This is a genomic window from Nonomuraea mangrovi (genome assembly GCF_042681425.1).
Lineage (GTDB): Bacteria > Actinomycetota > Actinomycetes > Streptosporangiales > Streptosporangiaceae > Nonomuraea > Nonomuraea mangrovi.
The window spans coordinates 734,346-755,892 of record NZ_JBHUFV010000033.1 but is presented as its reverse complement, the minus strand read 5'-3'; the positions used below and the strand labels follow the sequence as shown (position 1 = coordinate 755,892).

Annotated in this window: 24 protein-coding genes; 12 read left to right on the top strand and 12 right to left on the bottom strand. The window is 69.6% G+C overall.

The window, feature by feature from the left end; genetic code table 11:
- A complete protein-coding gene (locus ACFSKW_RS21935) occupies nt 1-669 on the bottom strand; it encodes a hypothetical protein (protein ID WP_379574177.1) in 669 nt (222 codons plus the stop codon).
- Nucleotides 670-998: 329 nt separating this feature from the next.
- Here ACFSKW_RS21935 and ACFSKW_RS21930 point away from each other — a divergent pair, with 329 nt between their 5' ends.
- Entirely contained in the window at nt 999-1,292 is a 294-nt protein-coding gene (locus tag ACFSKW_RS21930; protein WP_379574176.1) for a carboxymuconolactone decarboxylase family protein, read from the top strand.
- On the opposite strand, the gene ACFSKW_RS21925 is transcribed toward ACFSKW_RS21930, so the two are convergent.
- Nucleotides 1,282-1,734, bottom strand: coding sequence for a flavodoxin family protein (locus ACFSKW_RS21925; protein WP_379574175.1), 453 nt, complete (start codon nt 1,732-1,734; stop codon nt 1,282-1,284). The genes ACFSKW_RS21930 and ACFSKW_RS21925 overlap by 11 nt on opposite strands.
- Entirely contained in the window at nt 1,731-2,906 is a 1,176-nt protein-coding gene (locus tag ACFSKW_RS21920) for a PQQ-dependent sugar dehydrogenase (RefSeq protein ID WP_379574174.1), read from the bottom strand. The genes ACFSKW_RS21925 and ACFSKW_RS21920 overlap by 4 nt, the downstream gene beginning before the upstream one ends.
- Before the next feature lie 142 nt (nt 2,907-3,048).
- Here ACFSKW_RS21920 and ACFSKW_RS21915 point away from each other — a divergent pair, with 142 nt between their 5' ends.
- Nucleotides 3,049-3,801 (top strand): SDR family NAD(P)-dependent oxidoreductase, encoded by a 753-nt coding sequence (locus ACFSKW_RS21915; RefSeq protein ID WP_379574173.1) that lies wholly within the window; start codon nt 3,049-3,051, stop codon nt 3,799-3,801.
- A 7-nt stretch (nt 3,802-3,808) separates the two neighbouring features.
- Here ACFSKW_RS21915 and ACFSKW_RS21910 read toward each other — a convergent pair whose 3' ends face one another.
- From ACFSKW_RS21910 to ACFSKW_RS21900, 3 genes are all read right to left on the bottom strand, one after another.
- Nucleotides 3,809-5,023: an MFS transporter gene (locus ACFSKW_RS21910; RefSeq protein WP_379574172.1), complete on the bottom strand. Its 1,215-nt coding sequence runs from the start codon at nt 5,021-5,023 to the stop codon at nt 3,809-3,811.
- Nucleotides 5,020-5,595 carry an ArsR/SmtB family transcription factor gene (locus ACFSKW_RS21905; protein WP_379574171.1) on the bottom strand — a complete coding sequence of 192 codons (576 nt, stop codon included), beginning with the start codon at nt 5,593-5,595 and terminating at the stop codon, nt 5,020-5,022. The genes ACFSKW_RS21910 and ACFSKW_RS21905 overlap by 4 nt, the downstream gene beginning before the upstream one ends.
- Before the next feature lie 88 nt (nt 5,596-5,683).
- Nucleotides 5,684-6,091 carry a MarR family winged helix-turn-helix transcriptional regulator gene (locus tag ACFSKW_RS21900; protein WP_379574170.1) on the bottom strand — a complete coding sequence of 136 codons (408 nt, stop codon included), beginning with the start codon at nt 6,089-6,091 and terminating at the stop codon, nt 5,684-5,686.
- A 16-nt stretch (nt 6,092-6,107) separates the two neighbouring features.
- On the opposite strand from ACFSKW_RS21900, the gene ACFSKW_RS21895 reads away from it, so the two are divergent.
- Nucleotides 6,108-6,431: a Rossmann-fold NAD(P)-binding domain-containing protein gene (locus ACFSKW_RS21895; RefSeq protein WP_379574169.1), complete on the top strand. Its 324-nt coding sequence runs from the start codon at nt 6,108-6,110 to the stop codon at nt 6,429-6,431.
- 190 nt (nt 6,432-6,621) lie between these two features.
- Here the strand turns inward: ACFSKW_RS21895 and ACFSKW_RS21890 are convergent, their stop codons facing one another.
- Nucleotides 6,622-7,836 (bottom strand): ABC transporter ATP-binding protein, encoded by a 1,215-nt coding sequence (locus ACFSKW_RS21890; RefSeq protein ID WP_379574168.1) that lies wholly within the window; start codon nt 7,834-7,836, stop codon nt 6,622-6,624.
- Nucleotides 7,837-8,004: 168 nt separating this feature from the next.
- Between ACFSKW_RS21890 and ACFSKW_RS21885 the strand changes: the two genes are divergently transcribed.
- Nucleotides 8,005-9,048, top strand: a complete 1,044-nt coding sequence (locus ACFSKW_RS21885) for a LacI family DNA-binding transcriptional regulator (protein WP_379574167.1) — start codon at nt 8,005-8,007, stop codon at nt 9,046-9,048.
- On the opposite strand, the gene ACFSKW_RS21880 is transcribed toward ACFSKW_RS21885, so the two are convergent.
- Both ACFSKW_RS21880 and ACFSKW_RS21875 read right to left on the bottom strand, forming a co-directional pair.
- A complete protein-coding gene (locus tag ACFSKW_RS21880; RefSeq protein ID WP_379574166.1) occupies nt 9,014-9,412 on the bottom strand; it encodes a YchJ family protein in 399 nt (132 codons plus the stop codon). The genes ACFSKW_RS21885 and ACFSKW_RS21880 overlap by 35 nt on opposite strands.
- A complete protein-coding gene (locus ACFSKW_RS21875; protein ID WP_379574165.1) occupies nt 9,409-9,894 on the bottom strand; it encodes a glutathione peroxidase in 486 nt (161 codons plus the stop codon). The genes ACFSKW_RS21880 and ACFSKW_RS21875 overlap by 4 nt, the downstream gene beginning before the upstream one ends.
- Nucleotides 9,895-10,072: 178 nt before the next feature.
- Between ACFSKW_RS21875 and ACFSKW_RS21870 the strand changes: the two genes are divergently transcribed.
- Together ACFSKW_RS21870 and ACFSKW_RS21865 are read left to right on the top strand one after the other, a co-directional pair.
- Nucleotides 10,073-10,495 carry an aggregation-promoting factor C-terminal-like domain-containing protein gene (locus ACFSKW_RS21870; RefSeq protein WP_379574164.1) on the top strand — a complete coding sequence of 141 codons (423 nt, stop codon included), beginning with the start codon at nt 10,073-10,075 and terminating at the stop codon, nt 10,493-10,495.
- A 302-nt stretch (nt 10,496-10,797) separates the two neighbouring features.
- Nucleotides 10,798-11,334, top strand: coding sequence for an aggregation-promoting factor C-terminal-like domain-containing protein (locus tag ACFSKW_RS21865; protein WP_379574163.1), 537 nt, complete (start codon nt 10,798-10,800; stop codon nt 11,332-11,334).
- A gap of 47 nt (nt 11,335-11,381) precedes the next feature.
- Here ACFSKW_RS21865 and ACFSKW_RS21860 read toward each other — a convergent pair whose 3' ends face one another.
- Entirely contained in the window at nt 11,382-12,026 is a 645-nt protein-coding gene (locus ACFSKW_RS21860; protein WP_379574162.1) for a TetR/AcrR family transcriptional regulator, read from the bottom strand.
- Nucleotides 12,027-12,107: 81 nt separating this feature from the next.
- Between ACFSKW_RS21860 and ACFSKW_RS21855 the strand changes: the two genes are divergently transcribed.
- Nucleotides 12,108-13,223: a ferritin-like domain-containing protein gene (locus tag ACFSKW_RS21855; protein ID WP_379574161.1), complete on the top strand. Its 1,116-nt coding sequence runs from the start codon at nt 12,108-12,110 to the stop codon at nt 13,221-13,223.
- Between the two features lie 69 nt (nt 13,224-13,292).
- Here ACFSKW_RS21855 and ACFSKW_RS21850 read toward each other — a convergent pair whose 3' ends face one another.
- Both ACFSKW_RS21850 and ACFSKW_RS21845 read right to left on the bottom strand, forming a co-directional pair.
- Entirely contained in the window at nt 13,293-14,714 is a 1,422-nt protein-coding gene (locus ACFSKW_RS21850; protein WP_379574160.1) for a pyridoxal phosphate-dependent decarboxylase family protein, read from the bottom strand.
- A gap of 21 nt (nt 14,715-14,735) precedes the next feature.
- The gene (locus ACFSKW_RS21845) at nt 14,736-16,073 is read right to left on the bottom strand and encodes a sensor histidine kinase (RefSeq protein ID WP_379574159.1); all 1,338 of its coding nucleotides are present in this window, start codon (nt 16,071-16,073) and stop codon (nt 14,736-14,738) included.
- 101 nt (nt 16,074-16,174) lie between these two features.
- On the opposite strand from ACFSKW_RS21845, the gene ACFSKW_RS21840 reads away from it, so the two are divergent.
- From ACFSKW_RS21840 to ACFSKW_RS21820, 5 genes are all read left to right on the top strand, one after another.
- A complete protein-coding gene (locus ACFSKW_RS21840; RefSeq protein ID WP_379574158.1) occupies nt 16,175-16,864 on the top strand; it encodes a response regulator transcription factor in 690 nt (229 codons plus the stop codon).
- Nucleotides 16,865-16,972: 108 nt separating this feature from the next.
- Complete coding sequence (locus ACFSKW_RS21835; protein ID WP_379574157.1) at nt 16,973-17,263, top strand: hypothetical protein; 291 nt, start codon at nt 16,973-16,975, stop codon at nt 17,261-17,263.
- A 173-nt stretch (nt 17,264-17,436) separates the two neighbouring features.
- Nucleotides 17,437-17,895 carry an anthrone oxygenase family protein gene (locus ACFSKW_RS21830; RefSeq protein WP_379574156.1) on the top strand — a complete coding sequence of 153 codons (459 nt, stop codon included), beginning with the start codon at nt 17,437-17,439 and terminating at the stop codon, nt 17,893-17,895.
- 24 nt (nt 17,896-17,919) lie between these two features.
- Entirely contained in the window at nt 17,920-19,686 is a 1,767-nt protein-coding gene (locus ACFSKW_RS21825) for an ABC transporter ATP-binding protein (protein ID WP_379574155.1), read from the top strand.
- Entirely contained in the window at nt 19,683-21,503 is a 1,821-nt protein-coding gene (locus ACFSKW_RS21820) for an ABC transporter ATP-binding protein (RefSeq protein ID WP_379574154.1), read from the top strand. Before ACFSKW_RS21825 ends, ACFSKW_RS21820 begins: the two co-directional genes overlap by 4 nt.
- The last annotated feature ends 44 nt before the right edge of the window (nt 21,504-21,547 follow it).

Genomic DNA, 21,547 nt, shown 5'->3' with positions numbered 1-21,547 from the left:
TCAGCCTGGCATCTTGAGCAGCTTGAAGGACTCGGCGATGCCGTCGAACTCGGCGGCCCTCTTGGTGAAGCAGTCGGCGGTGCAGCGGATCAGCAGCACCGACACGGTTCCGCCGGTCTTGTCGAGGTAGGCCGTCTGGTCGAAGGTCTGGATGGTGTCGCCGATCAGGTAGTTGAAGCGCACGCGCACGCCTCTCGCGCCGTCGTCGAGCGCGATCGGCTGGTCGTTGAGCAGCTCGAACCGGGAGAGTGACGGCTGCTGGCCCGCCTCGGTCAGGCGCTGGGTGTAGGCCTGACGCATCTCCTCGGTCACGGGCAGGATGAAGTCGCGCATCGTGTTGAGCGAGATCATGTTCCGCTGCGGCTCGGTCAGCAGATGCACGGTCGAGTAGACGAACGGGTCCTGGGAACCCAGCAGGTGGTCCACGCCCGGTTCGGCGGCCTGGTCGAAAGCGGTCGACCAGACGAGCTGCTTGCGCAGCTTGGCCGTCTCGGAGTTGGGATGGTCACCGCTGAGCAGGAGATCGATCTTCGTGGAATCGATCTTCGAGAAGGAGGAGGGCACCTTGAAATAGGTGGTCCCTTCCCTGTCGCGCACGTAGGTGTAGTCCGCCTGACCGCAGGCGGCGATTCCGGCCATCAGGAAGGCCGCGACCGTGGTCGCGGCCATTTTCATCCAAGCCCGTGTCTTTTTCACCAGGGCTTACCTCCGCGTTACCCGCCAACGCATTGGTTGTGCCCGTTTTTGGCGGCTAATCTCCTCTTCGGCGCCCAGAAGTCTTGACCAAATTGCCGCCGTTTATGGGCTCCGTTTGTTACAGATCGCGAAGCGGCGTAGAAAGTCCGGATCAAGACCTCCTTGCCCATCCCTACCCTGTTGCAACGTTTGCGCAACCGGTTTGCAGCCAAGATGTCTTCGCGAAGGGCCTATCTCTTCGCGCCGATCTGGCGAAGGATAAGGAGCTTCGGACCCCCCTCCCGCGTCGCTCGGAGCCCGACATGAACGAACCGATCAACTTCGCCATGACCGTGGAGCACCTGTTCGCCGAGGTGTGGGCGCGCGAGGCGATCAGCGACCGCGACCGCCGGTTGCTGCTGATCGGCCTGCTGGTCGGTCAGGGGCTCGACCAGGCGGTCGAGGTGCAGCTTGAGACGGCGTTGCGCACCGGTGACCTGAGCGTGGAGGAGTTGAGGGAGACGGTCGTCTTCCTCACCCACTACGCGGGGTGGGCACGGGGGGCGCGGCTCAACGGCCAGGTGGAGGAGCTGATCGATCGCGTGCTCATGGACTGATCGTCGCGGCGACCGTCGCGCCCAGCTCCCAGCACGCCTCCAGGTCCGTCTTCGTCACGGCGCCGACGACCACGACGGGCGCCGCGGCCCGCTCCCAGCCGAGCCCGCCGGCGATCGCCTCGACCGCGCGCAGCGCTCCGGTGGCGTCGTTGTTGCCGTGCACGTACAGCCCATACGGCAGGCGCCGCGTCTCCTCCAGGCACGGATAGTAGATCGTGTCGAAGAAGTGCTTGAGCGCGCCGCTCATGTAGCCGATGTTGGCGGGCGTCCCGAGAATGACGGCGTCGGCGGCGAAGACGTCCGAGGCGGTCGCGTTGAGCGCGGCTCTGGTGACGACCTCGACGCCCTCGATCTCGTCCGTCGTCGCCCCCTGCCGCACCTTCTCCAGCATCTCCTGCGTGGCGGGCGAGGCGGTGTGGTGGACGATCAGCAGCCTGCTCACGGGGCCTTCACCTGGTACAGCGGGCCCTGGAGGCTGAGGGCGTAGAGCTCGCCGTCGTGGCCCTGCCCAAACGACGACAGCTGCTCGACCCGCCCCACCTCGACGCCCTTGGCCGGGTCGGTCACGGGCGCCGCCTTCACCCATCCGGCGCAGAAGTCGCCGTAGAGGAAATGGCCCCGCAGTCCGGGGATCTCGGCGCCTCTGTAGACGTAGCCGGCGATGACCGAGCAGTTGCCGTCCTCGTGGAGGGGATAGGTGATGACAGGATCGGTGGCGCCTGCCGCCGCCACGCCCGCTTCGTAGCGGCGCCCGCCCTCGAAGGCGTTCCATCCGTAGTTGCGGCCGCCCTGGCCCCTGGGCTCATGGTCGACCTCTTCCCACGCGTCCTGGCCGACGTCGCCGATCCAGAGGTCGCCGGTCTCCCTGTCGAAGGTGAACCGCCACGGGTTGCGCAGGCCGTACGCCCAGATCTCCGGTTCGGCACCGCGCCGGCCCACGAACGGGTTGTCCTTCGGGACCGTGTACGGCTTGCCCCGCGGGTCGATGCGCAGGATCTTGCCCAGCCACGTGCGCAGGTTCTGGCCGTTGCCGTGGGGGTCGCCGCCGCTGCCGCCGTCGCCGAGCGCGATGTAGAGGTGGCCGTCGGGCCCGAAGGCGAGCTGTCCGCCGTTGTGGTTGGCGTACGGCTGGTCCTGGGTGAGCACGTCACGCCGGTCGCGGGCCCTGACCCCGTCGAAGGCCCACTCGGTGACGTGGGTGTCGCCCTGGTCGTCGGTCCAGTCGAGGTAGAGCCACTTGCCGCTCGGGTGGAAGGCCACGCCCAGCAGGCCCTGCTCGTTGCCGTCGCTGACCTCGGCGGACAGGTCGACGATCACCGTCTGCCTGCCGTCCTTGAGCGAGCGCAGCCTGCCGCCCTGCTCGGCGACGTAGAGGGCATCGTCGCCCTCGCGCACGGCGAAGGCGACAGGCTTGTCGAACCGCGCGATCTCGGCGAACTCCAGCTTCGCGGGCGGTGGAGCCGACCCCACCTGCGCCGAGGGCACGGCGGTCGGAGACAGTGCCGGCGCGGGGGCCCGCGAGCGGTCCTGCGGCGGTCGGGTCGCCCCTGGCTGGACGGCCGAGCAGGCGGTCAGCACCGCGACCAGGGCGGCGGCGGGAAGCGCATGGCGCACGCCGTCGATCCTCTCATGCGATCTCGTCACACAGCGTCTAGTCGCCTTCATCGCCGAAGGTTCTCCCCTCCCCCGCCTCATGCCACGCCGGAGATCGTCCGGGCGGTGCGGGGCCCTCCGAGGCGGGCGTTACGCTGGCCGTATGCCTACCGCATTGATCACGGGCGCGACCGCCGGCATCGGCGCGGCGTTCGCCCGCCGCCTGGCCGCCGACGGTTTCTCGCTGGTCCTCGTCTCCCGCGACGAAGCCCGGCTGGCCGAGACCGCCGACCGGCTCAAGCAGAGGTACGGCGTCGCCGTCGAGATCCTGCCCGCCGACCTGGCCACCGACCAGGGGCTGGAGGATGTCGAGGCCCGCGTGCGCGACGGCGTCGACTTCCTCGTCAACAACGCGGGGTTCGGGCACCCCGGCCGCTTCCTCGAGGTGCCGGTCGAGGAGGAGCGGCGCATGCTCAAGGTGCACTGCGAGGCCGTTCTCAGGCTCACCCTCGCCGCGCTGCCCGGCATGCGCTCCCGCGGCAGGGGCGCGGTGATCAACGTGGCGTCCGTGGCCGCCTTCTTCAACCGCGGCACCTACAGCGCCTCGAAGGCCTGGGTGGTCAACTTCAGCGAGTCGGTGGCCATGGAGGTGGACGACCCGAAGATCCGGATCATGGCGCTGTGTCCCGGGTTCGTGCGCACCGAGTTCCACCAGCGGGCTTCGATGGACGTCTCGGGCATTCCCGGATTCATGTGGCTGAAGGCCGACGACGTCGTCAACGAGGCCATGCGAGATCTGGCACGCGGCAAGCTGGTCTCGATCCCCGACCTGCGGTACAAGCTGGTCGTGGCGGTGGGCAGGCTCGTCCCGCGCAGGGTCGCCCAACAGGTGTCCAACACGCTCGGCCGCAGGTAGCCGGGGCTCACGCGGGCACCGCGGCCCGCTCGTCGGCGATGGAGGGGACGACCTCGGGCACCGGGGCAGGGCGGAAGACCACGAGTGCCGCGCAGGCCAGGGCGGTCACTCCCAGCACGCCGTACATGATCCGGTAGTCCACGACCCCGATGAGCGCCGCTCCCGTGGCGATGGAGGCCGTCTGGGTGATCGTGGTGAGCGTGCCCGTCGCCGCGCCCACGCGTCCCTGCAGCCTGGAGGGCACGTAGAGGTGCAGGGCGGTGGCGAGGGCGACGGAGAAGAGCGGGATCGCCAGGCCGTAGAGCGCGGCCCCTGCGAGGAACAGCACCGCCGAAGGGGCCAGGAACGCGCCCGCGCCGAGCGCGAAGAGCGCGTAGCCCGCGCCCGAGGCGCGCGACTCCCCCAGCCGCTTGACGAGCATGCCCGCCAGGATCCCCCCGACGACCGAACCCGCTCCCTGGACGGTGGTGAGCACGCCGAAGAAGGCGGCGGGCCTGCCGAGGCCGCGCTCGATGGCGGCGAAGGCGGCGGTGTCCATCAGGCCGGCGGTGGCCATGAAGATCGCCTCGGCGACGGCGAGCCTGCCCAGGAGCGGCACGTGCCGCAGGTAGCGGAAGCCCGCGGTGAGAGAGGGCAGGAACCGCTCTCCCGCGGGTTCGGGAGCCGACTCGACGATCTTGAGTGAGGCGAGGAAGAGGATCGCGACGACGAAGGTCGCGGCGTCGACGACGGCGAGCACGCCGCCGCCGTAGGCGAGGTAGACAGCGGCCCCGGCGACGGGTGACAGGATGCGCACGCCCTGCCGTACGGTGATGAGGGCCGCTCTCGCTCCGGCGGCCTCCTCCGAGGGGAGCAGGTCCTTCAGAAGCCCGCCGTACGCGGGGACGGAGAACGTGACGCCGTAGGCGAGGGCGACGGCGTACAGGATCCACAGCTGGTCGGCCGAGCGCACCAGGAGCAGGGCCATGACGACCAGGGCCATCGTGGCGTTCATCGCGATCAGCAGCGGCCTGCGGCGCACACGGTCCACGACGTGGCCGTAGAGGGGCGAGAACAGCCCCGGCACCGCCAGGCACAGGAAGACAAGACCGGCGGCGGAGTCGGACCCGGTGAGGTCCTTGGCCCAGATGCCGAGCGACAGGTAGAGAGCGCTGTCGCCGAAGCTGGAGATCGCGTCGCCTGCCAGCAGGCGGCGGAAGAGGGGGTTGCGCAGCGCGGTCACCGCTCGCCGCCTTCCCGCTCACCGGAGGCACCGGCCTCGTCGACGGGCAGGCCGGACAGCAGGACGCGCACGAACCTGGCGTCCTCGGGCACCGCCGCCTCACCCTTGGACCTGGCGATGTACGGCGCGAGCACCTCCATCAGGCGCTCGCCCACCTCGTCCAGCTCCTGGGCGGTCATCGGGGCGGTGACACCACTGAGGAAGGCCGCCTCGCGCCATTCGGGGGCGGCCGAGTCCCGGGTCTGGGACCAGTCGAGCATCCTGCCCGCCTCGCGCTCGACGAACACGCGCTCGAGCTCGGCCGCGGCGACGCCGCCGTGGCCTGCCGACCAGCTCTGCTCCAGGTCGGCGACCTTCCACGGCCGCTCGCGCCCGTCGCCGCTCGACGCCTCGACGACGTAGCCGTACTTGGCCAGCTGCCGCAGATGGAACGAGCACGACGCCTGCGTGGAGCCGAGGTGCCTGGCGCATTCGGCGGCGGTGGCGGGACCGATGCGGCCGAGCAGTTCGATCAGGTCGAGGCGCAGGGGGTGTGCCAGCGCGCGCATCGCGCGTGGATCGGTGATCTTCACATTCCCAAAGATAGCTTTGACATCTCGAGTATGTCAAAGACTTCTTTGGCTTTTGGGTGCAGGTCGACCGATCCGGGCGGACGGCGGGTCAGCCCATCGCGTCGAGCAGTTTGCCGGTGATCCTGGCGAGATCGGACAGGTCACGCTCGTCCAGGTGCGCGCCGAGCGTCTCCTTCAGAACGCGTGAATACACCGCGCGGGCGGCGGAGAGGATCGCGCGACCCTCGGCGGTCAGCACGGCGTACACCTCCCGCCGATTGGCCTCGGGCCTGTCACGCTCGATCCAGCCCCGCTCGACGAACCTGTCGACGATGCGCGTGAGGCCGCCACGCGCGACGGCCAGCTGATCGGCCAGGTCGAGCATCCGCGACCGGCAGGACGGCGCGGCGGCCAGCCAGGCCAGGAGGTCGTGCTCGAGCAGTGAGCAACCGGGCTCGGCGGCGAGGCTCGCGCAGACGGGGAACGCCCCTGTCGCGCCGATCGATCCGCAGGACATCGCGGCGGTGGCCGCCGTGGCGCTGCTGTCTCCCGGCCACGAGGGGCGCTCGTACGCGATGACCGGGCCCGAACGCACCACGCCCGCCGAGCAGACGCGGGTGCTCGGCGAGCTGCTCGGGCGGGAGCTGGCCTTCGAGGAGATATCCGAGGAGGAGGGCGTCCGGTCGATGATGGGCTTCGGGATCTCCAGGCAGGAGGCCGAGCAGAGCGTCGGATCGCTGCGCGGCGACGGCTCGAGCCCCTTCGCGACGCCCACGCCCCTGGTCGGGGAGCTCGTCGGGGGCCCGCTCCGCACCTTCCGCCAGTGGGCGGCGGGCCACCTCGACGCCTTCAGATGAGACCCGAGCCGGATGAGCCCCGGGCACGGCCTGCGTGATCGCCGGCCGTGCCCGGGAGTGTGAGGCCGGACGCCGTTCGGCCGACGGGGCTGGGAGCCGGCGGCCGAAGCGAAGCGGACGGGAAGGGGAGAGGAAAACCGATCCCCCCGCCGCGGGAGGGGGTCGCGGCGGGGGGACGAACGGGGCAGGCTTAGCGGTTGGCCTCGTGGCCGATCGCCAGGCCGCTGGTGGTGTCGAAGAAGTGCAGGTTGTGGGTGTCGACGACCAGGTCGATCGACTGGCCGGGACGCACGTGGCTGCGGGCGTTGACGCGGGCGGTCCACAGCGACTTGTCGCCGGACAGCGGCAGCGCGGCCTCCTCGTCGTCACCGGTGTCCTGGGCGGCGACGGTGTCCTTGTGCTCGACCGGCGGGGCGTCGATCAGGAACAGGACGTTGATCTCGGAGCCGAGCTCCTCGGTGACCTCGGCCTTGGCCGCCAGGGTGGCCCAGCCGTTGGCGTGGTTGCCGGCGGCGCTGGCGTCCTCGAAGTCGGAGGGGCGGATGCCGAGGATGAGCGACTTGCCGATGTACTGGTCGAGGCCCGGCTTGTCGCTGAAGGTGGACTCGGGGATCGCCAGCTTGAAGCCGGCGAAGGAGACGGCGGCGCCGTTCCCGTCGCGGACCAGCTCCGCGTTCACGAAGTTCATGGACGGCGAACCCATGAAGCCGGCCACGAAGAGGTTGACCGGCTTGTCGAACAGGTTCTGCGGGGTGTCGACCTGCTGGAGCAGGCCGTCGCGCAGCACGCAGACGCGGTCGCCGAGGGTCATGGCCTCGACCTGGTCGTGCGTGACGTAGACGGTGGTGACGCCGAGGCGCTCGTGCATCTGGTTGAGCGAGGCGCGCATGGAGACGCGGAGCTTGGCGTCCAGGTTCGACAGCGGCTCGTCCATGAGGAAGGCCTGCGGCTCGCGGACGATGGCGCGGCCCATGGCCACACGCTGGCGCTGGCCACCGGACAGGGCGGCGGGCTTGCGCTTGAGGTAGGTCTCGAGGCCGAGCATCTTGGCGGCCTCGTTGACGCGCTTCTGGATCTCCGGCTTGGGCATCTTGCGGAGCTTCAGACCGAAGGCGAGGTTCTCCTCGACGGTCATGTGGGGGTAGAGCGCGTAGTTCTGGAACACCATCGCGATGTCGCGGTCCTTCGGCGGCAGGTGGTTGACCACCTTGTCGCCGATGGAGATCTCGCCGCCGCTGATGTCCTCGAGTCCGGCGATCATCCGCAGCGCGGTCGACTTGCCGCAACCGGAGGGACCGACGAGCACCATGAACTCGCCATCCTTGATCTCAAGGTTGAGCCCGTTCACGGCCTTCACGCCACCGGCGTAGATCTTGTCGACGTTTGACAGAACGATGGATGCCATCACAGTCCTTCGCGCAACGGGCCGGAACCCGGACGTTCGTGGGGGTCGCCACTCACTGTGGATACGTTTTCATGCATCTCACCCGAAAGGGACATCCCTGTCAAGGGACCAGGCGATGTTATCCATTCGAGCTGGAAGTCTTACGGAACACATGATGGAATCGTTTCCATGAAGCGCACCACCATCAAGGACGTGGCCGAGGCGGCCGGCGTTGGCGTCGCCACCGTCTCCCGGGTGCTGTCCGGTGGATCGGCCAGCCCCGAGACCCGCGAGAGGGTGCTCGCGGTGGCCGCGCATCTCGACTACCGCCCCAGCGCGCTGGGGCGCAACCTGCGCCAGCAGCGCACGGGCGGCATCGGCCTGCTCGTGCCCGACCTGACCGACACCCTGTACGGCAGGCTCGCCGAAGGCGTGCTCGCCTGCGCCCGCTCGGCGGGCGAGCCCGTCGTGGTCGGCTCGACGGGCGACGACCCCGAGCAGGAGGCCGAGCTCATCGGCATGCTGCTGGAGCAGAGCGTCGACAGGGTGATCGCGGTGCCCTCCGGCGACGCCGAGGTATGGGGCCCCGCCATGAGGGCCGGCATGACGGTCGTGTTCGTCGGCGAGCAGCCGGAGCAGGAGCCCGGCGACGACGACCCCCTCGACGAACTCCTGCTGCTCGACGGGGTCAGGAGCGCGCCCAGGCCCGACAGCGCCATCCCCACCGTGCTGGCCGACGACCGGTCGGGCGTCCGTACGGCGGTGCAGTACCTCAAGGGTCTGGGCCACCGCCGCATCGCCTACCTCGGCGGCCCAGGACATCCGCGCCGCGTGGCCGCCTTCAGACAGGCGCTGGGCCCGCTGGCCGACGAGGACCTGATCGTGTTCGCGGGCGGCAGCCGCGACTCGGCCTACGCCGCGGCCTCCAGCCTCCTCCAGAGCCACCGCGACGTCACCGCGCTGCTGGCCGGCGGCAACCCGCTGGGCGAGGCGGCGGTGCTCGCCTCGCGCGAACTGGGCCTGCGCATCCCCGGCGACCTGTCGCTGGTGATGTACGACGACGTGCCGTGGGCCGAGCTGTGCTCGCCCCCGCTGACCGTCATCGCCCAGCCCGGCCAGGATCTCGGCTACCGAGCGGCCGAGCTGGTGCTCAGGGCGGGTGCCCGCCGCCCGCGCGGCGTGCTGCTGCCCACCGAGCTCATCGTGCGCGGGAGCTGCGGGCCTCGCCCGTGAGGTAGACCCAGGCGCCCTCGTGCCTGGTGAACCTGCTGGTCTCGCGCATCTCCCCCGCCCTGCCCGCCTGGCTGTAGCGGGCGCGGAACTCGACGGTCCCCTCGGCGTCGCCCGCGCCGCCGCCGCTGGTGCTCACGATCGTCAGCTTCTTCCACCGCAGGAAGGGCTCGAAGGTGACCTCGGCAGGCCTGGTCGAGGGATGCCAGCTGCGGAGCAGGTAGGAGGCGTCACCCACGGCGAAGGCGCTGAACCGCGAGCGCATGAGCTGCTCGGCCGTCTCGGCCGCCGCCCGGCCGCTGTGCAGCCGCCCGCAGCACTCCTCGTAGGCCGCGGGCAGCCCGCACGGGCATGACCTTCCGCTCAAAGAAGCTTCTCGATCGCGGTGACGACGGCCGGGTCGGAGGGCTCGACGCCGGGCCTGAACCGGGCCACAACCGTCCCCTCGCGGTCGACGAGGAACTTCTCGAAGTTCCACTGGATGTCGCCGGCCGCGCCGTCGGCGTCGGGCGTGCCCGTCAGCTGATCGTAGAGCGGGTGGCGGGCCTCGCCGTTCACGTCGGTCTTCTCCAGCAGCGGGAAGTCGACGCCGTAGGTGGTGGCGCAGAACTCCTGGATCTCCTCCGCCGAGCCGGGCTCCTGGCCCATGAACTGGTTGCACGGCACGCCCACCACGCTGAAGCCGCGCGGGCCGTACTCCTGCTGGAGCTTGACCAGGCCGGTGTACTGCGGGGTCAGACCGCACCTGGAGGCGACGTTCACGATGAGCAGGGCCCGGTCGCCGGTGAGCTCGGCGAGCGTGGTCGGGGCGTCCGCGAGCGTGCGGACCGGGATGTCACGGAGATTCATGATCCGACCCTACCCCTCCACAAAATGTGACAGAGCCCACTTTTTACCGGCAAAAGACCTGAACAGCCATAGATCGCGATCTTTACCAACGATCTACCTTTTCATGGTCAATTGGCGACAAACGGCTCATCTGCGGCAGGGTGACGCAGTCCCCCGAACCCTTCGAAGGGAAAACCGCATGCCAACGCTTCGAGCCTTGCTCCTGACCACCACGCTCGTGGTGTCGGGAGCGGGAACAGCGACGGCCGCGCACGCGGACAGCAGCACCGCCGGAAACGCCGCCAGTGCCAGAAACGCCGCCAGTGTCAGGAACAAGGCCATCGCCAGGCCCATGGTGAGCGATCGCGGCTGGAGCAGGGCCCACTTCGCCTGCCTCGAGCGGCTGTGGGCCCGTGAGAGCGGCTGGAACCACAGGGCCGGCAACGGCTCGGGAGCCTACGGCATCCCGCAGGCGCTGCCCGGGCACAAGATGGCGAGCGCGGGCCGCGACTGGCGCACGAACCCCAAGACCCAGATCAAATGGGGCCTTTCCTATATCAAGCAGAGATACGGCTCGCCGTGCTCCGCCTGGGCTCACTTCCAGTCGCGCGGCTGGTACTGATCTCCTCATCCGCTGTTCGAATAGTCATGGTCACCTCGCCGCCGGGACGGCTCAAGGCGAGACCGCTCAGCGGCAAAGTCCTCTTCTTCCCCCGCCTGAGATCACTCACCTGTGGCGACATGGCGTATTAGAAACCGCCTAGAGACATCGTCGCGGTGCCTTCCGGGCCGTCCAGGTAGATGGGGCGGGAATGGACTCGGAAGGCCGCGCGGGACCATCCTCGTCCGAGCCACGGGCGCGGGTCGGCAGGACCCCTGCTTCGCAGGAGCCCGCCCGCACGCGGCCGGACAGCAAGGATCAAGTTGGACAGCAAACGCGCTCTCGCCGTAATGATCGCCTCTGCCGCGTTCACTGGCGGGACATCCACGATCGCCCTGGCTGACACGGAGTCACCCGACAGGGTCCACCAGCGGACCTGGTCGCCAGGGGCGGTGGTCCACCAGCGGACCTGGACGGTGCAGGCCGTTCCTCACGTGATCCACCAGGCCACGTGGGAGACCAAGGCCCAGCCGAAGGTGCGGCCCATGCTGCCGGGCAAGAACACGAACAAGCGGATCGCGCTCGACCTCGTGGTACGGAGGTCGTGGTCGTTCCGTGAGTTCCAGTGCCTGGACAGCCTCTGGACCAGGGAGAGCAACTGGAACCATCGGGCGCAGAACCCCAGCTCAGGGGCTTACGGCATCCCGCAGGCGCTGCCTGCGGGCAAGATGTCGGGCGCCGGACGCGACTGGCGGGACAATCCCACCACCCAGATCCAGTGGGGCCTGAAGTACATCGAGGGCCGTTACGGCAGGCCGTGCGGCGCCTGGGGCCACTTCAGGGCGCACAACTGGTACTAGGCAGCCGCCGAGGGGAAGTGGCGGCTGTCGTGGGAGGGCATCCGGGCTCAGCCCCGGGTGCCCTTCCTGTCCAGATGGACGGCGATGGCCTGGATGAGCAGTTCGAGACCGAAGTCGAACTCCTCCTCGTGGTCGCACGAGCCGAGCAGGGACGCGAGAGCGCTGACCTGAGGGAACAGCTCAGGGTCCACGTCGCTGACCGGAGGCGCGCCGGGGACGGGCGCGAAGGTCGGCGTGACGCCCACCTCGCGCAGCAGCGAGCCGATGACGTAGGCGATGAACAGGCGCAGCATGCGTACCGCGTCGGCGCCGTCGAAGCCCGCCTGGCGCAGCGTGGTCAGCGCCCGCTCGACGGGGAACAGCCCCGCGTTGGAGTGGAGCTGGCGGCTGACCACCAGCATGGTGGAGCGGGGATAGTGGTGGGCGATCTGCCGGAAGGCCCTGGCCTGCATCCGCACCCTGTCGGTCCAGTGGGCCTCGGGGTCGTCGGTGAACTCGATCTGCGACAGCACCGACTCGGCGACGCCGTCGAGCAGCGAGGCCTTGTTCGGCACGTGGTTGTAGAGCGACATGACGCCGACACTCAGGTCGGAGGCGATCCTGCGCATGGACACCGCGTCCGCGCCCTCACGCTCGATGAGGTCGATCGCGGCGGCGACGATGCGCGCGCGGGAGAGCGGCTCGCTGGGCATAGCTCATTCTATTGACGCACGTACACCGTACGTGCAACTCTCGGAGGCATACGTACGGTGTACGTCCCCCCTGGAGGCCGCATGTCGACGCACGATCTCTACACGATCCCCGCAGAGCTCTCCACGTGGAACGTGGATATGGCCGGGTCCAGCCGCTTCACATGGGAGTACGACGACGGCAGGGACCGCATGCTCGCCCTGTACCAGAAGGGCAAGGACAAGCAGTGGGACTCCGTGAAGAGGATCGACTGGGGTCTCGAGGTCGATCCATACGACGTGCTCGGCATCCCCGACAACACCATCGCCATCTACGGCACGCCGCTGTGGGAGCGGATGGACAACAAGACCCGCGCGGAGGTCCGCAGGCACGGCGCCGCGTGGCAGTTCTCCCAGTTCCTCCATGGGGAGCAGGGCGCGATGATCTGCTCGGCCCGGATCGTGGAGTCGGTTCCCGACCTCGACTCCAAGTTCTACGCCGCCACCCAGACGATGGACGAGGCCAGGCACGCCGAGACCTACGCGCGGTTCCTGCAGGAGAAGGTGGGCCTGGCCTACCCGATCAACGAGCATCTGAAGTCGCTGCTCGACTCAACGCTGACCGACTCCAGGTGGGACATGCCGTACCTGGGGATGCAGGTGCTGATCGAGGGCCTCGCGCTGGCGGCCTTCGGCGTCATGCGCGACATCACCACCAAGCCTCTGCCCAAGCAGATCCTGGCCTACGTCATGCAGGACGAGGCCAGGCACGTCGCCTTCGGCCGGATGGCGCTGCGCGACTATTACAGGAACCTGTCGGAGAGCGAGCTGCGTGAACGCGAGGACTTCGTCATCGAGGGCTGTTACCTGATGCGCGACCGGCTGCGCGGCAGGGAGACCTGGGAGACGCTCGGCCTGTCGCAGGCCGAGGTCGCCGAGGCCATGGAGGCCGTCGACCAGTCGGAGTATCTGCGGCTGTTCAGGTCGCTGCTGTTCAGCAGGATCGTGCCGTGCGTCAAGGACATCGGCCTGTGGTCGCCGCGCCTGCAGCAGGCGTACGCGGACATGGGCGTGCTCGAGATGGCGGGGCAGTCGCTCGAGGCGCTCATGAAGCAGGACGAGGACATCGCCGACAAGCTCGACGCCGAGCGTTTCGCCGTCGAGGAGGCCGAGCGCCACGCCGAGGTCGCCGAAACCATCGCCATGGGCTCGACCTCCTGACGCCCCACCTTCTGACACTCCACGTGCCGGCCCTCCGCCGTCCGGCTACGGCTACGGCTACGGCTACGGCTACGAGCCAGGGTGGACGCGGGCGATGACCTCCCTCAGCACCTCCACCAGACCGTCGATGTCCTCCTCCGTCGTGCGCCAGTTGACGATCGCGGGGCGGAGGGCGGTCATCCCCCTGTAGGTGGTCGTGCCCGCGTAGTAGCGGCCGTCGGCGATCAACTCCTCGCCGATGCGGCGGTTCAGCTCGTTCAGTTCGCCCTCGGCCACGCCCCGCGGCGCGTATCTGAAGCACACCACGCAGAGCGTCACGGGCGCGAGCAGCTCCAGGTCGGGGGCCTTCTCCACGGCCTCGCCCAGGCGGAGCGCCAGGTCGTGGTGCCGGTCGACGAGCTGCGCGTATCCCTGCCTGCCGTACGCCCGCAGGGTCGCCCAGATGGGGAAGGCCCGCGCTCTGCGGGAGGACTCGGGGCCGAGGTTGTTGTAGTTGACGTCGGCGGGCAGGTAGTGGGCGCCCCACGCGCCGAACGACCTGAACATCAGGTCCTGATCGTGGACGAAGGCGAAGCCGCTCTCGTAGGGGACGTTCAGCCACTTGTGGCCGTCGGCGGCGACGGAATGGGCGCGCTCGACGCCCGACACAAGGTGCCGCAGGCGCGGCGAGGCGGCCGCGAACAGCCCGAACGCGCCGTCCACGTGCAGCCACGCGCCGTACCGTTCGGCCAGGTCGGCCAGGTCGGCGATGGGGTCGAAGTCGCCCGCGTTGACCTCCCCCGCGTTCCCGACGATCACGGCGGGGCCGTCGAGCTCGGACAGCGTCCGCTCCATCGCCTCCAGGTCCACCCTGCCTGCGTCGTCGCGCGCGCACACCGTCACGCCGTCGCGGCCGACGCCGAGGATCTGCAGCGCCTTGCGGCTGCTGGGATGGATGTAGCCGCTCGCCACCACCGGCATCCGCGGCAGGCCCGCCAGGCCCTGCGAGGTGATGTCGGCGCCGTGACGCTCACCCCACCACTGCCGCGCGCACGTCAGGCCGGTCAGGTTGGCGAAGGTGGCGCTCGGCGTCAGCACTCCCCCGTACGGCTCGGGCAGCCCGCACAGGTCCTTCAGCCAGTCCAGCGCCACCTTCTCCGCCCTCGCGGCCAGCGGCGAGGTCAGGTGCAGGCCGCTGGCCTGGTCGAGCAGCGAGGTCACCCAGTCGCCCGCCTGCGCCGCAGGGGTGGCGCCGCCGACGATGAAGTGGAAGAAACGCGGGCCTGAGGTCTGGGTGGAGGCCCCGGTGCCCACGGCGAGCAACTCCTCGATGGCGGCCAGCGTGCCCTCGCCCTCCTCGGGGAGGGGTCCGTCGAGGAGATCCATCAGATGATCGGCGGCGTGATCGTGGACGGGCCGGTCGGTCAGCGAGCCGAGGAAGGGGGCCGCCGCGCGGGCCACGAGGTCCAGGGCGGCGGGAGCCGTGTCCCGTTCGAACAGTGGATCACTCATGTCCGGATTGTGCCTGACATGTCAGCTCAGAGGGAGGCGCAGGACCAGCCGGGCGCCCTTGGCGGGGGCGTCGGCCACCCTGAGCGTGCCGCCGTGGGCGGTGGCGATGTCGCGGGCGATGGGAAGGCCGAGGCCGGTCCCGCCGGTGTCGCGCGAGCGGGCGGTGTCGAGCCTGGTGAACCGCCGGAAGACCGCCTCGCGCTGGCCTGCGGGGATGCCGGGACCGTCGTCGACGATCTCGACGACGGCGTCGGAGCCGTCGCGCGCGACCGTGATCCGGACGGCGCTCTCGCCGTACCGGTCGGCGTTGGACAGCAGGTTCGTCAGCAGCCTGTCGAGGCGGAGCCTGTTGCCGCGCACCATGAGGCCCGGCTCGATCGAGGCGGTGAACGGCAGGCGGGACGGGCGCCTGTCGATCTCGTCGGCCACCAGCTTGCCGAGATCGAGGACCTCGTCGGGCGCTCGCACGCCCGCGTCGAGGCGCGCCATGAGCAGCAGGTCCTGGACGATCGCCGACAACCGCTGGGCGTCGCCGAGCGCCTCCCTCAGGGTCTCGCAGTCCTCTCCCTCGGGCCTGCCCTCCAGCCGCACCAGCATCGCGGTCAGCGGCGTGCGCAGCTCGTGGGAGGCGTCGGAGACGAAGCGGCGGTGACGGTCGACCGCGTCCTCCAGGCGGGCCAGCGTGTCGTTGACGGTGACGGCGAGCTGGGCCACCTCGTCACCGGTGTCGGGCACCGGCATGCGGTCGCTCAGGTCGGTGGCGCTGATCTGCTCCAGACCCGACCTGATGCGTTCGACGGGGGCCAGAACCCTGCCGACGCCGATCCACGTGGCCCACGCCATGAGCGCGAGCAGGAGCGCCGCGCCAAGGGAGAGGACCGTGGCCACGAGCGGCACGTGCAGCGCGATCGACTCCCTGACCGCGGCGTAGGCGATGACCGGTCCGTAGGGCGTCGACCTGTTGGTGGTGCCGACGACGATCAGGCAGTCCTCCGTGCCCTTGTCGCACACCCGCGTCTGCACCCTGGAGTCGCCGCGCTCGGGGCGCGCGGCGGTGAGCGGGGGCCTGCCCTTCAGGGCGGCGCTGGCGGCCACCACCTTGTCCTCCGCGTCCACGACCTGCAGGAGCCGTACGCCGTGCTGCGGCGGGATCGGCCCGTGCACCGGCTCGTCGTCGACGAGGAGGGTGACCTGCCTGCTGGCCTGGTCCGCGCGGTCGACCTGCTGGGCGCGAACCCAGCGCGGGAAGGTCAGGCAGAGGGCGAGGACCCCGATGAACAGGATGACGCCGAAGCCGACCACGGTGGCCGCCGTCATGCGCGCTCTGATCGATCGCGGACGCAACCTGCTGAACTCCACCTTTCCACCGTCACCGACGGGACCTCACGTGCGGGTCTCGGTGTGGCATGGACACCGTCGCGCTCGGGTCAAGGCCGCGAAAGCGCGGTTAGCGTGAGGTCGTGGTGCATGTTCTCCTCATCGAGGACGACGCGGCGATCAGGACGGCGCTGACCAGGGCCCTGACCGATCGCGGCCACGCGGTGTCCTCCAGCCCCACCGCCATGGGCGGGCTGAACGAGGTGATGGAGCGCCGTCCCGACGTCGTGGTCCTCGACCTCGGCCTGCCCGACGTGGACGGCTGCGAGATGCTCAGGATGCTGAGGGCGATCAGCGCGACCCCTGTGGTGGTGGCCTCGGCCAGGGACGCCGAGGCGGAGATCGTCAAGGCGCTCAACGCGGGCGCCGACGACTACGTCATCAAACCGTTCGGCGCCGAGCAGCTCGACGCCAGGATCAGGGCGGTGCTGCGCCGAGGGAGCGCGGCGCCGGAGGACGAGGCGGGCATCGAGGTGGGCGGGCTCAGAGTGAATCCGCAGGCGCGCGAGGCGACGCTGGACGGCGTGGCGCTGGAGCTGAGCCCGAGGGAGTTCGACCTGCTGCACTACCTGGCCGCCAGGAGGGGGAAGGTCGTCACCAAGAGGGAGCTGATGGTCGAGGTGTGGCAGCTGCCCTACGGCGGGGCGGACAGGACCGTCGACGTCCACCTGTCGTGGCTGCGCCGCAAGCTGGGGGAGACGGCCGACAGCCCCCGCTACCTGCACACGGTGCGCGGCGTGGGGGTGAAGCTGTCGGCGCCCGAGGTCCCGTGATCCCCGGGCCTTAGGACGGCCTTAACGTCACCATGACACCGCCCTATGGCCGCCGACCGCATTCTCGGGGATGTCAGCAAGTAACGAGACATCCGAGGGAATGTTCCCATGCGTAAGTACATCGCCGCCTCGACCGTGGCCCTGACGATCACCGCCGCCGCCGTGGCGGGAACCGCGCTCGCCGGCGCCGCCAGCGCCGACACCACCGCTGGACGCCATGGGGGCGGCTACGTCGTCACCAGTCCCGGCGGGGCGCCCGTCCGCGCGTGTCCCAGCAAGTCCTGCCCGGCGATCGACTGGATCCCGGCGGGCGGCCTCACCGGTGGCAAGGCCGAGGGCAACTGGTTGAAGATCCACAGTGGCGGCTATGCCTGGTTGGGCAAGCTCAGCCCCATGTGACGATCGGAGCCGCCGCGGGCCCTCCACACGCCTCGCCCGAGGCGCGTGGAGGCCCCGCCGCCGTGCGCGGTGACCTCCGTGAAGAGCCGATGGCACGCCGGTGATACGGCCGGACATGCGGGCGAGCGCCTCAGCGATGGTGACCGGCCCGTCCCCGCCGGTTGAATACGTGCATGCGCCTCATCCTGAGCCTCTCCGCACTCGCCACCGGTCTGGTCGCCGGCACCTACTACGGCTTCTCCATCGCGGTCATGCCGGGGCTCGCCGCCGTCGACGACCGCGCCTTCGTCAGCGTCATGAACCAGATCAACACCGCCATCATCAACCCCGCGTTCCTTGTTCCCTTCCTGGCCGCGGTGGTCCTGCCCATCTGGGCACTGGTCCGTCACCGCCGCGCCAGATCTGTTGTCCCGTGGATCCTGGCGGGATTGGCCCTTTACCTGATCGGTTTTGTGACCACTTCGGCGATCAACGTCCCGCTCAACGACGGCCTCGCCGCGGGGACCGTCACGAGAGAGCAGTTCGAGGGCCCGTGGGTGGCGTGGAACCTCGTCAGAGCCGTCCTGTCGACCGCCGCGACCGCCTGCCTCGTGGGCGCGATGGTCCGGTCTGCGGGCAAAAAAATGGATTGATCCCAAGGTTTAACCTAGAAGGTGATGCCTCCCGATACGAACGTTCCCAGCCGTCCCCTGCTCTCCTCCAACTCCCTGTGGCGTATGCGGTCCTACCTACGCCCCTACGTCGGCAAACTGGTGTTCATCTGGCTGGTGGCCATCCTCGGAATCGCCGCCAGCATCGCCTTCCCCTTGGTGGGCAAGGAAGTGATCGACGCCAAGCAGACCGTCGACCTGCTCCCTCTGGGCCTCCTGGCCGTGGGTGTCGGCGTCGCGGAAGCCCTGATGATCTTCCTCAGGCGATGGGTGCAGACCAAGCCCGTCCTCGGCCTCGAGACCGAGATCCGCGACGACCTCTACAGGCACCTGCAGCGCCTGCCCATGGCCTTCCACAACGAGTGGCAGTCCGGCCAGCTGCTCTCGCGGGCCACGACCGACCTGTCGACCATCCGGCGCTTCCTCGGCTTCGGCATGCTCTTCCTGGTCATGAACGTCATCCAGCTCACCACGGTGACGATCGTGCTGCTGAACATGTACTGGCCGCTCGGCCTGCTCGTGGCGGCCTCCGCCGTACCCATCGTCTGGGTGTCGCTGCGGTTCGAGAAGAGGTACATCAAGATCTCCCGCCAGGTCCAGGACGAGCAGGGCGACCTCGCCACGCTCGTCGAGGAGTCGGCGATCGGGATCCGCACGATCAAGGCGTTCGGCCGCCGGCACCACGTCTTCGACACCTTCGACGACTCCGCGCGGAAGGTGTACGCCACCTCCCTCGACAAGGTGGGGCTCTCGGCCCGCTTCTTCACCTTCCTCGAGGTGATCCCGAACCTCACGCTCGCCCTGGTCCTGCTGCTCGGCGCGCTGGCCGTGGGGTCGGGCTCGCTCTCGCAGGGCTCGCTCGTCGCCTTCACCACGCTGGTGCTGCAGCTGGTCTGGCCGATCGCGAGCCTTGGCTACATCCTGGCGATGGCGCAGGAGTCGATGACCTCCGCCGACCGCGTCATGGAGGTCATGGACACCGTCCCCTCCATCGAGGACGGCACGGAGACGATCGAGCACCCGCGCGGCCACCTGCGGCTGGAAGGCGTGGGCTTCCGCTTCCCCGGCGCCGACCGGCCGGTGCTCCACGACGTCTGGCTCGACGTACGGCCGGGCGAGACAGTGGCCGTCGTGGGCGCGACGGGTTCGGGCAAGACCACGCTGACCGCGCTCGTCCCCCGGCTGATCGACGTGACCTCGGGAAGGGTCACCATCGACGGCCACGACGTGCGCGACCTGAAGCTGAGCACGCTGAGGGAGGTGGTGGCCACCGCGTTCGAGGAGCCCACGCTGTTCTCGATGAGCGTGCGCGAGAACCTCACGCTCGGCCACCGCGACGCCTCCGACGACGACCTGCGCGAGGCGCTCGAGGTGGCGCAGGCGACGTTCGTCCACGACCTGCCGTGGGGCCTCGACACCCGCATCGGCGAGCAGGGCATGTCCCTGTCGGGCGGCCAGCGCCAGCGTCTGGCGCTGGCCAGGGCGGTCCTGTCCAAGCCGAAGATCCTCGTGCTCGACGACACGCTGTCGGCGCTGGACGTGGAGACCGAGGCGCTGGTCGAGGAGGCGCTGCGCCACGTGCTGCGCGACGCGACCGGCATCGTCGTCGCGCACCGCGCCTCCACCGTGCTGCTCGCCGACAAGGTGGCGCTGTTGCGTGACGGCACGATCACCCATGTCGGCAGGCACCAGGACCTGCTGGCCGAGGTGCCCGAGTACCGCGCGCTGCTGGCGCAGGACGCCGACCTGTCCGAGGAAGGAGCCCTGCGATGACGGCCACCACCGACTGGCGCGGCGTCGCCTCGGAGAACAAGGACGACCTGCCGGAGAAGGTCTCGCTGCTGCTGCGGACCCGCTCGCGCGGGCTGCTGACCGATCTGCTGAGGCCGCACCGCAGGGCGATCGCGCTGCTCACCGCGATCATCATCTGCTCCAGCGGCGCGGGGCTGGCCATCCCGTACCTGGTGAAGGTCGGCATCGACTCGGGCATCCCGCCGATGCTGCGCGGGCAGGGCCCCGTCACGCTGCTCACGGTGATCGCGGTCATCCTGGCCGCGGCCGTCACCCAGGCGCTGACCAGGCAGGCGTTCCTGAAGCTGTCGGGCAGGATCGGCCAGGACATCCTGCTGGAGCTGCGGCGCAGGGTCTTCGACCACTTCCAGCGGCTCTCGCTCGCCTTCCACGAGAAGTACACCTCGGGCCGGGTGATCTCGCGACTGACCTCCGACATCGAGGCGATCGCCGAGCTGCTGCAGTCGGGCTTCGACGGCCTGGTCACCGCGGTGCTGACGATGTTCGGGACAGCGGCGCTGCTGCTCATCCTCGACGTGCACCTCGGTCTGGTGGCGCTGGTCCCGCTGCCTGTCCTGCTGCTGTTCACCCGGTGGTTCCGCCGCCAGTCGGCGATCACCTATCGGCGCACCAGGGAGACGGTGGCCCTGGTCATCGTGCACTTCGTGGAGTCGATGACCGGCATCAAGGCCGTCCAGGCCTTCCGCCGCGAGCCCCGCAACCAGGAGATCTTCGGCCAGCTCAACGCCGACTACCGCGACGCCAACGCACGGGCGATGCAGCTGATCGCGATGTTCATGCCGGGCATCAAGCTCATCGGCAACCTCACGATCGCCGGCGTGCTGATCTACGGCGGCTGGCTGGCCTTCCACGACGAGGTCACGGTCGGCGTGCTGGCGGCGTTCCTGCTCTACCTGCGCCAGTTCTACGAGCCGATGCAGGAGATCAGCCAGTTCTACAACACGCTGCAGTCGGCGGGCGCGGCGCTCGAGAAGCTGTCGGGCGTGCTGGAGGAGGAGCCGTCGGTTCCCGAGCCGCCGCGGGGCGCGGAACTGGCGAGGGCGCGGGGTCAGGTCCGCTTCGAGGGCGCGGAGTTCTCCTACGTGCCCGAGATGCCGATCATGCCGCGTCTCGACCTGACCATCCCCGCCGGGCAGAGCGTGGCGCTGGTCGGCGCGACGGGCGCGGGCAAGACCACGCTGGCCAAGCTCATCTCCCGCTTCTACGACCCTACGGCGGGACGGGTGCTGCTCGACGGCGTCGACCTGCGCGACCTGGACGAGACGACGCTCCGCAAGGCCGTGGTGATGGTGACGCAGGAGAACTTCCTGTTCTCCGGCACGGTCACCGAGAACATCCGCTTCGGAAGGCCGGAGGCCTCCATCAAGGAGGTCGTGGACGCGGCCAAGGCCATCGGCGCGCACGAGTTCATCTCGGCGCTGCCCGAGGGTTACGACACCGAGGTCGGCAAGCGCGGCGGCCGGATGTCGGCGGGCCAGCGGCAGCTGGTCGCCTTCGCCCGCGCCTTCCTGGCCGACCCGGCGGTGCTGATCCTCGACGAGGCCACCTCGTCGCTCGACGTGCCGAGCGAGCGGCTGGTCCAGCGGGCGCTGCGCACAATCCTCGCCGACAGGACCGCGCTCATCATCGCGCACCGCCTGTCGACGGTGGAGATCGCCGACAGGGTCCTGGTGATGGAGCGCGGCACGATCGTCGAGGACGGGCCGCCCGAGGCGCTCATCACCGCGGCGGGACGGTTCGCCGGTCTGCACCAGGCCTGGCTGGACAGCCTGGCCTGACCTCCTCCCTCCCGGGCACGTGTCATCGGCCTGCGCCGCTGCCG

Coding starts and splice junctions, on each gene's coding strand:
- ACFSKW_RS21875 (WP_379574165.1), bottom strand. CDS start 9,894: ATGAATCTCCGTGACATCCCGGTCCGCACGCTCGCGGACGCCCCGACC.
- ACFSKW_RS21855 (WP_379574161.1), top strand. CDS start 12,108: ATGTCGACGCACGATCTCTACACGATCCCCGCAGAGCTCTCCACGTGG.
- ACFSKW_RS21935 (WP_379574177.1), bottom strand. CDS start 669: ATGGCCGCGACCACGGTCGCGGCCTTCCTGATGGCCGGAATCGCCGCC.
- ACFSKW_RS21860 (WP_379574162.1), bottom strand. CDS start 12,026: ATGCCCAGCGAGCCGCTCTCCCGCGCGCGCATCGTCGCCGCCGCGATC.
- ACFSKW_RS21900 (WP_379574170.1), bottom strand. CDS start 6,091: ATGTCCTGCGGATCGATCGGCGCGACAGGGGCGTTCCCCGTCTGCGCG.
- ACFSKW_RS21820 (WP_379574154.1), top strand. CDS start 19,683: ATGACGGCCACCACCGACTGGCGCGGCGTCGCCTCGGAGAACAAGGAC.
- ACFSKW_RS21870 (WP_379574164.1), top strand. CDS start 10,073: ATGCCAACGCTTCGAGCCTTGCTCCTGACCACCACGCTCGTGGTGTCG.
- ACFSKW_RS21890 (WP_379574168.1), bottom strand. CDS start 7,836: ATGGCATCCATCGTTCTGTCAAACGTCGACAAGATCTACGCCGGTGGC.
- ACFSKW_RS21930 (WP_379574176.1), top strand. CDS start 999: ATGAACGAACCGATCAACTTCGCCATGACCGTGGAGCACCTGTTCGCC.
- ACFSKW_RS21830 (WP_379574156.1), top strand. CDS start 17,437: ATGCGCCTCATCCTGAGCCTCTCCGCACTCGCCACCGGTCTGGTCGCC.
- ACFSKW_RS21850 (WP_379574160.1), bottom strand. CDS start 14,714: ATGAGTGATCCACTGTTCGAACGGGACACGGCTCCCGCCGCCCTGGAC.
- ACFSKW_RS21885 (WP_379574167.1), top strand. CDS start 8,005: ATGAAGCGCACCACCATCAAGGACGTGGCCGAGGCGGCCGGCGTTGGC.
- ACFSKW_RS21915 (WP_379574173.1), top strand. CDS start 3,049: ATGCCTACCGCATTGATCACGGGCGCGACCGCCGGCATCGGCGCGGCG.
- ACFSKW_RS21825 (WP_379574155.1), top strand. CDS start 17,920: ATGCCTCCCGATACGAACGTTCCCAGCCGTCCCCTGCTCTCCTCCAAC.
- ACFSKW_RS21835 (WP_379574157.1), top strand. CDS start 16,973: ATGCGTAAGTACATCGCCGCCTCGACCGTGGCCCTGACGATCACCGCC.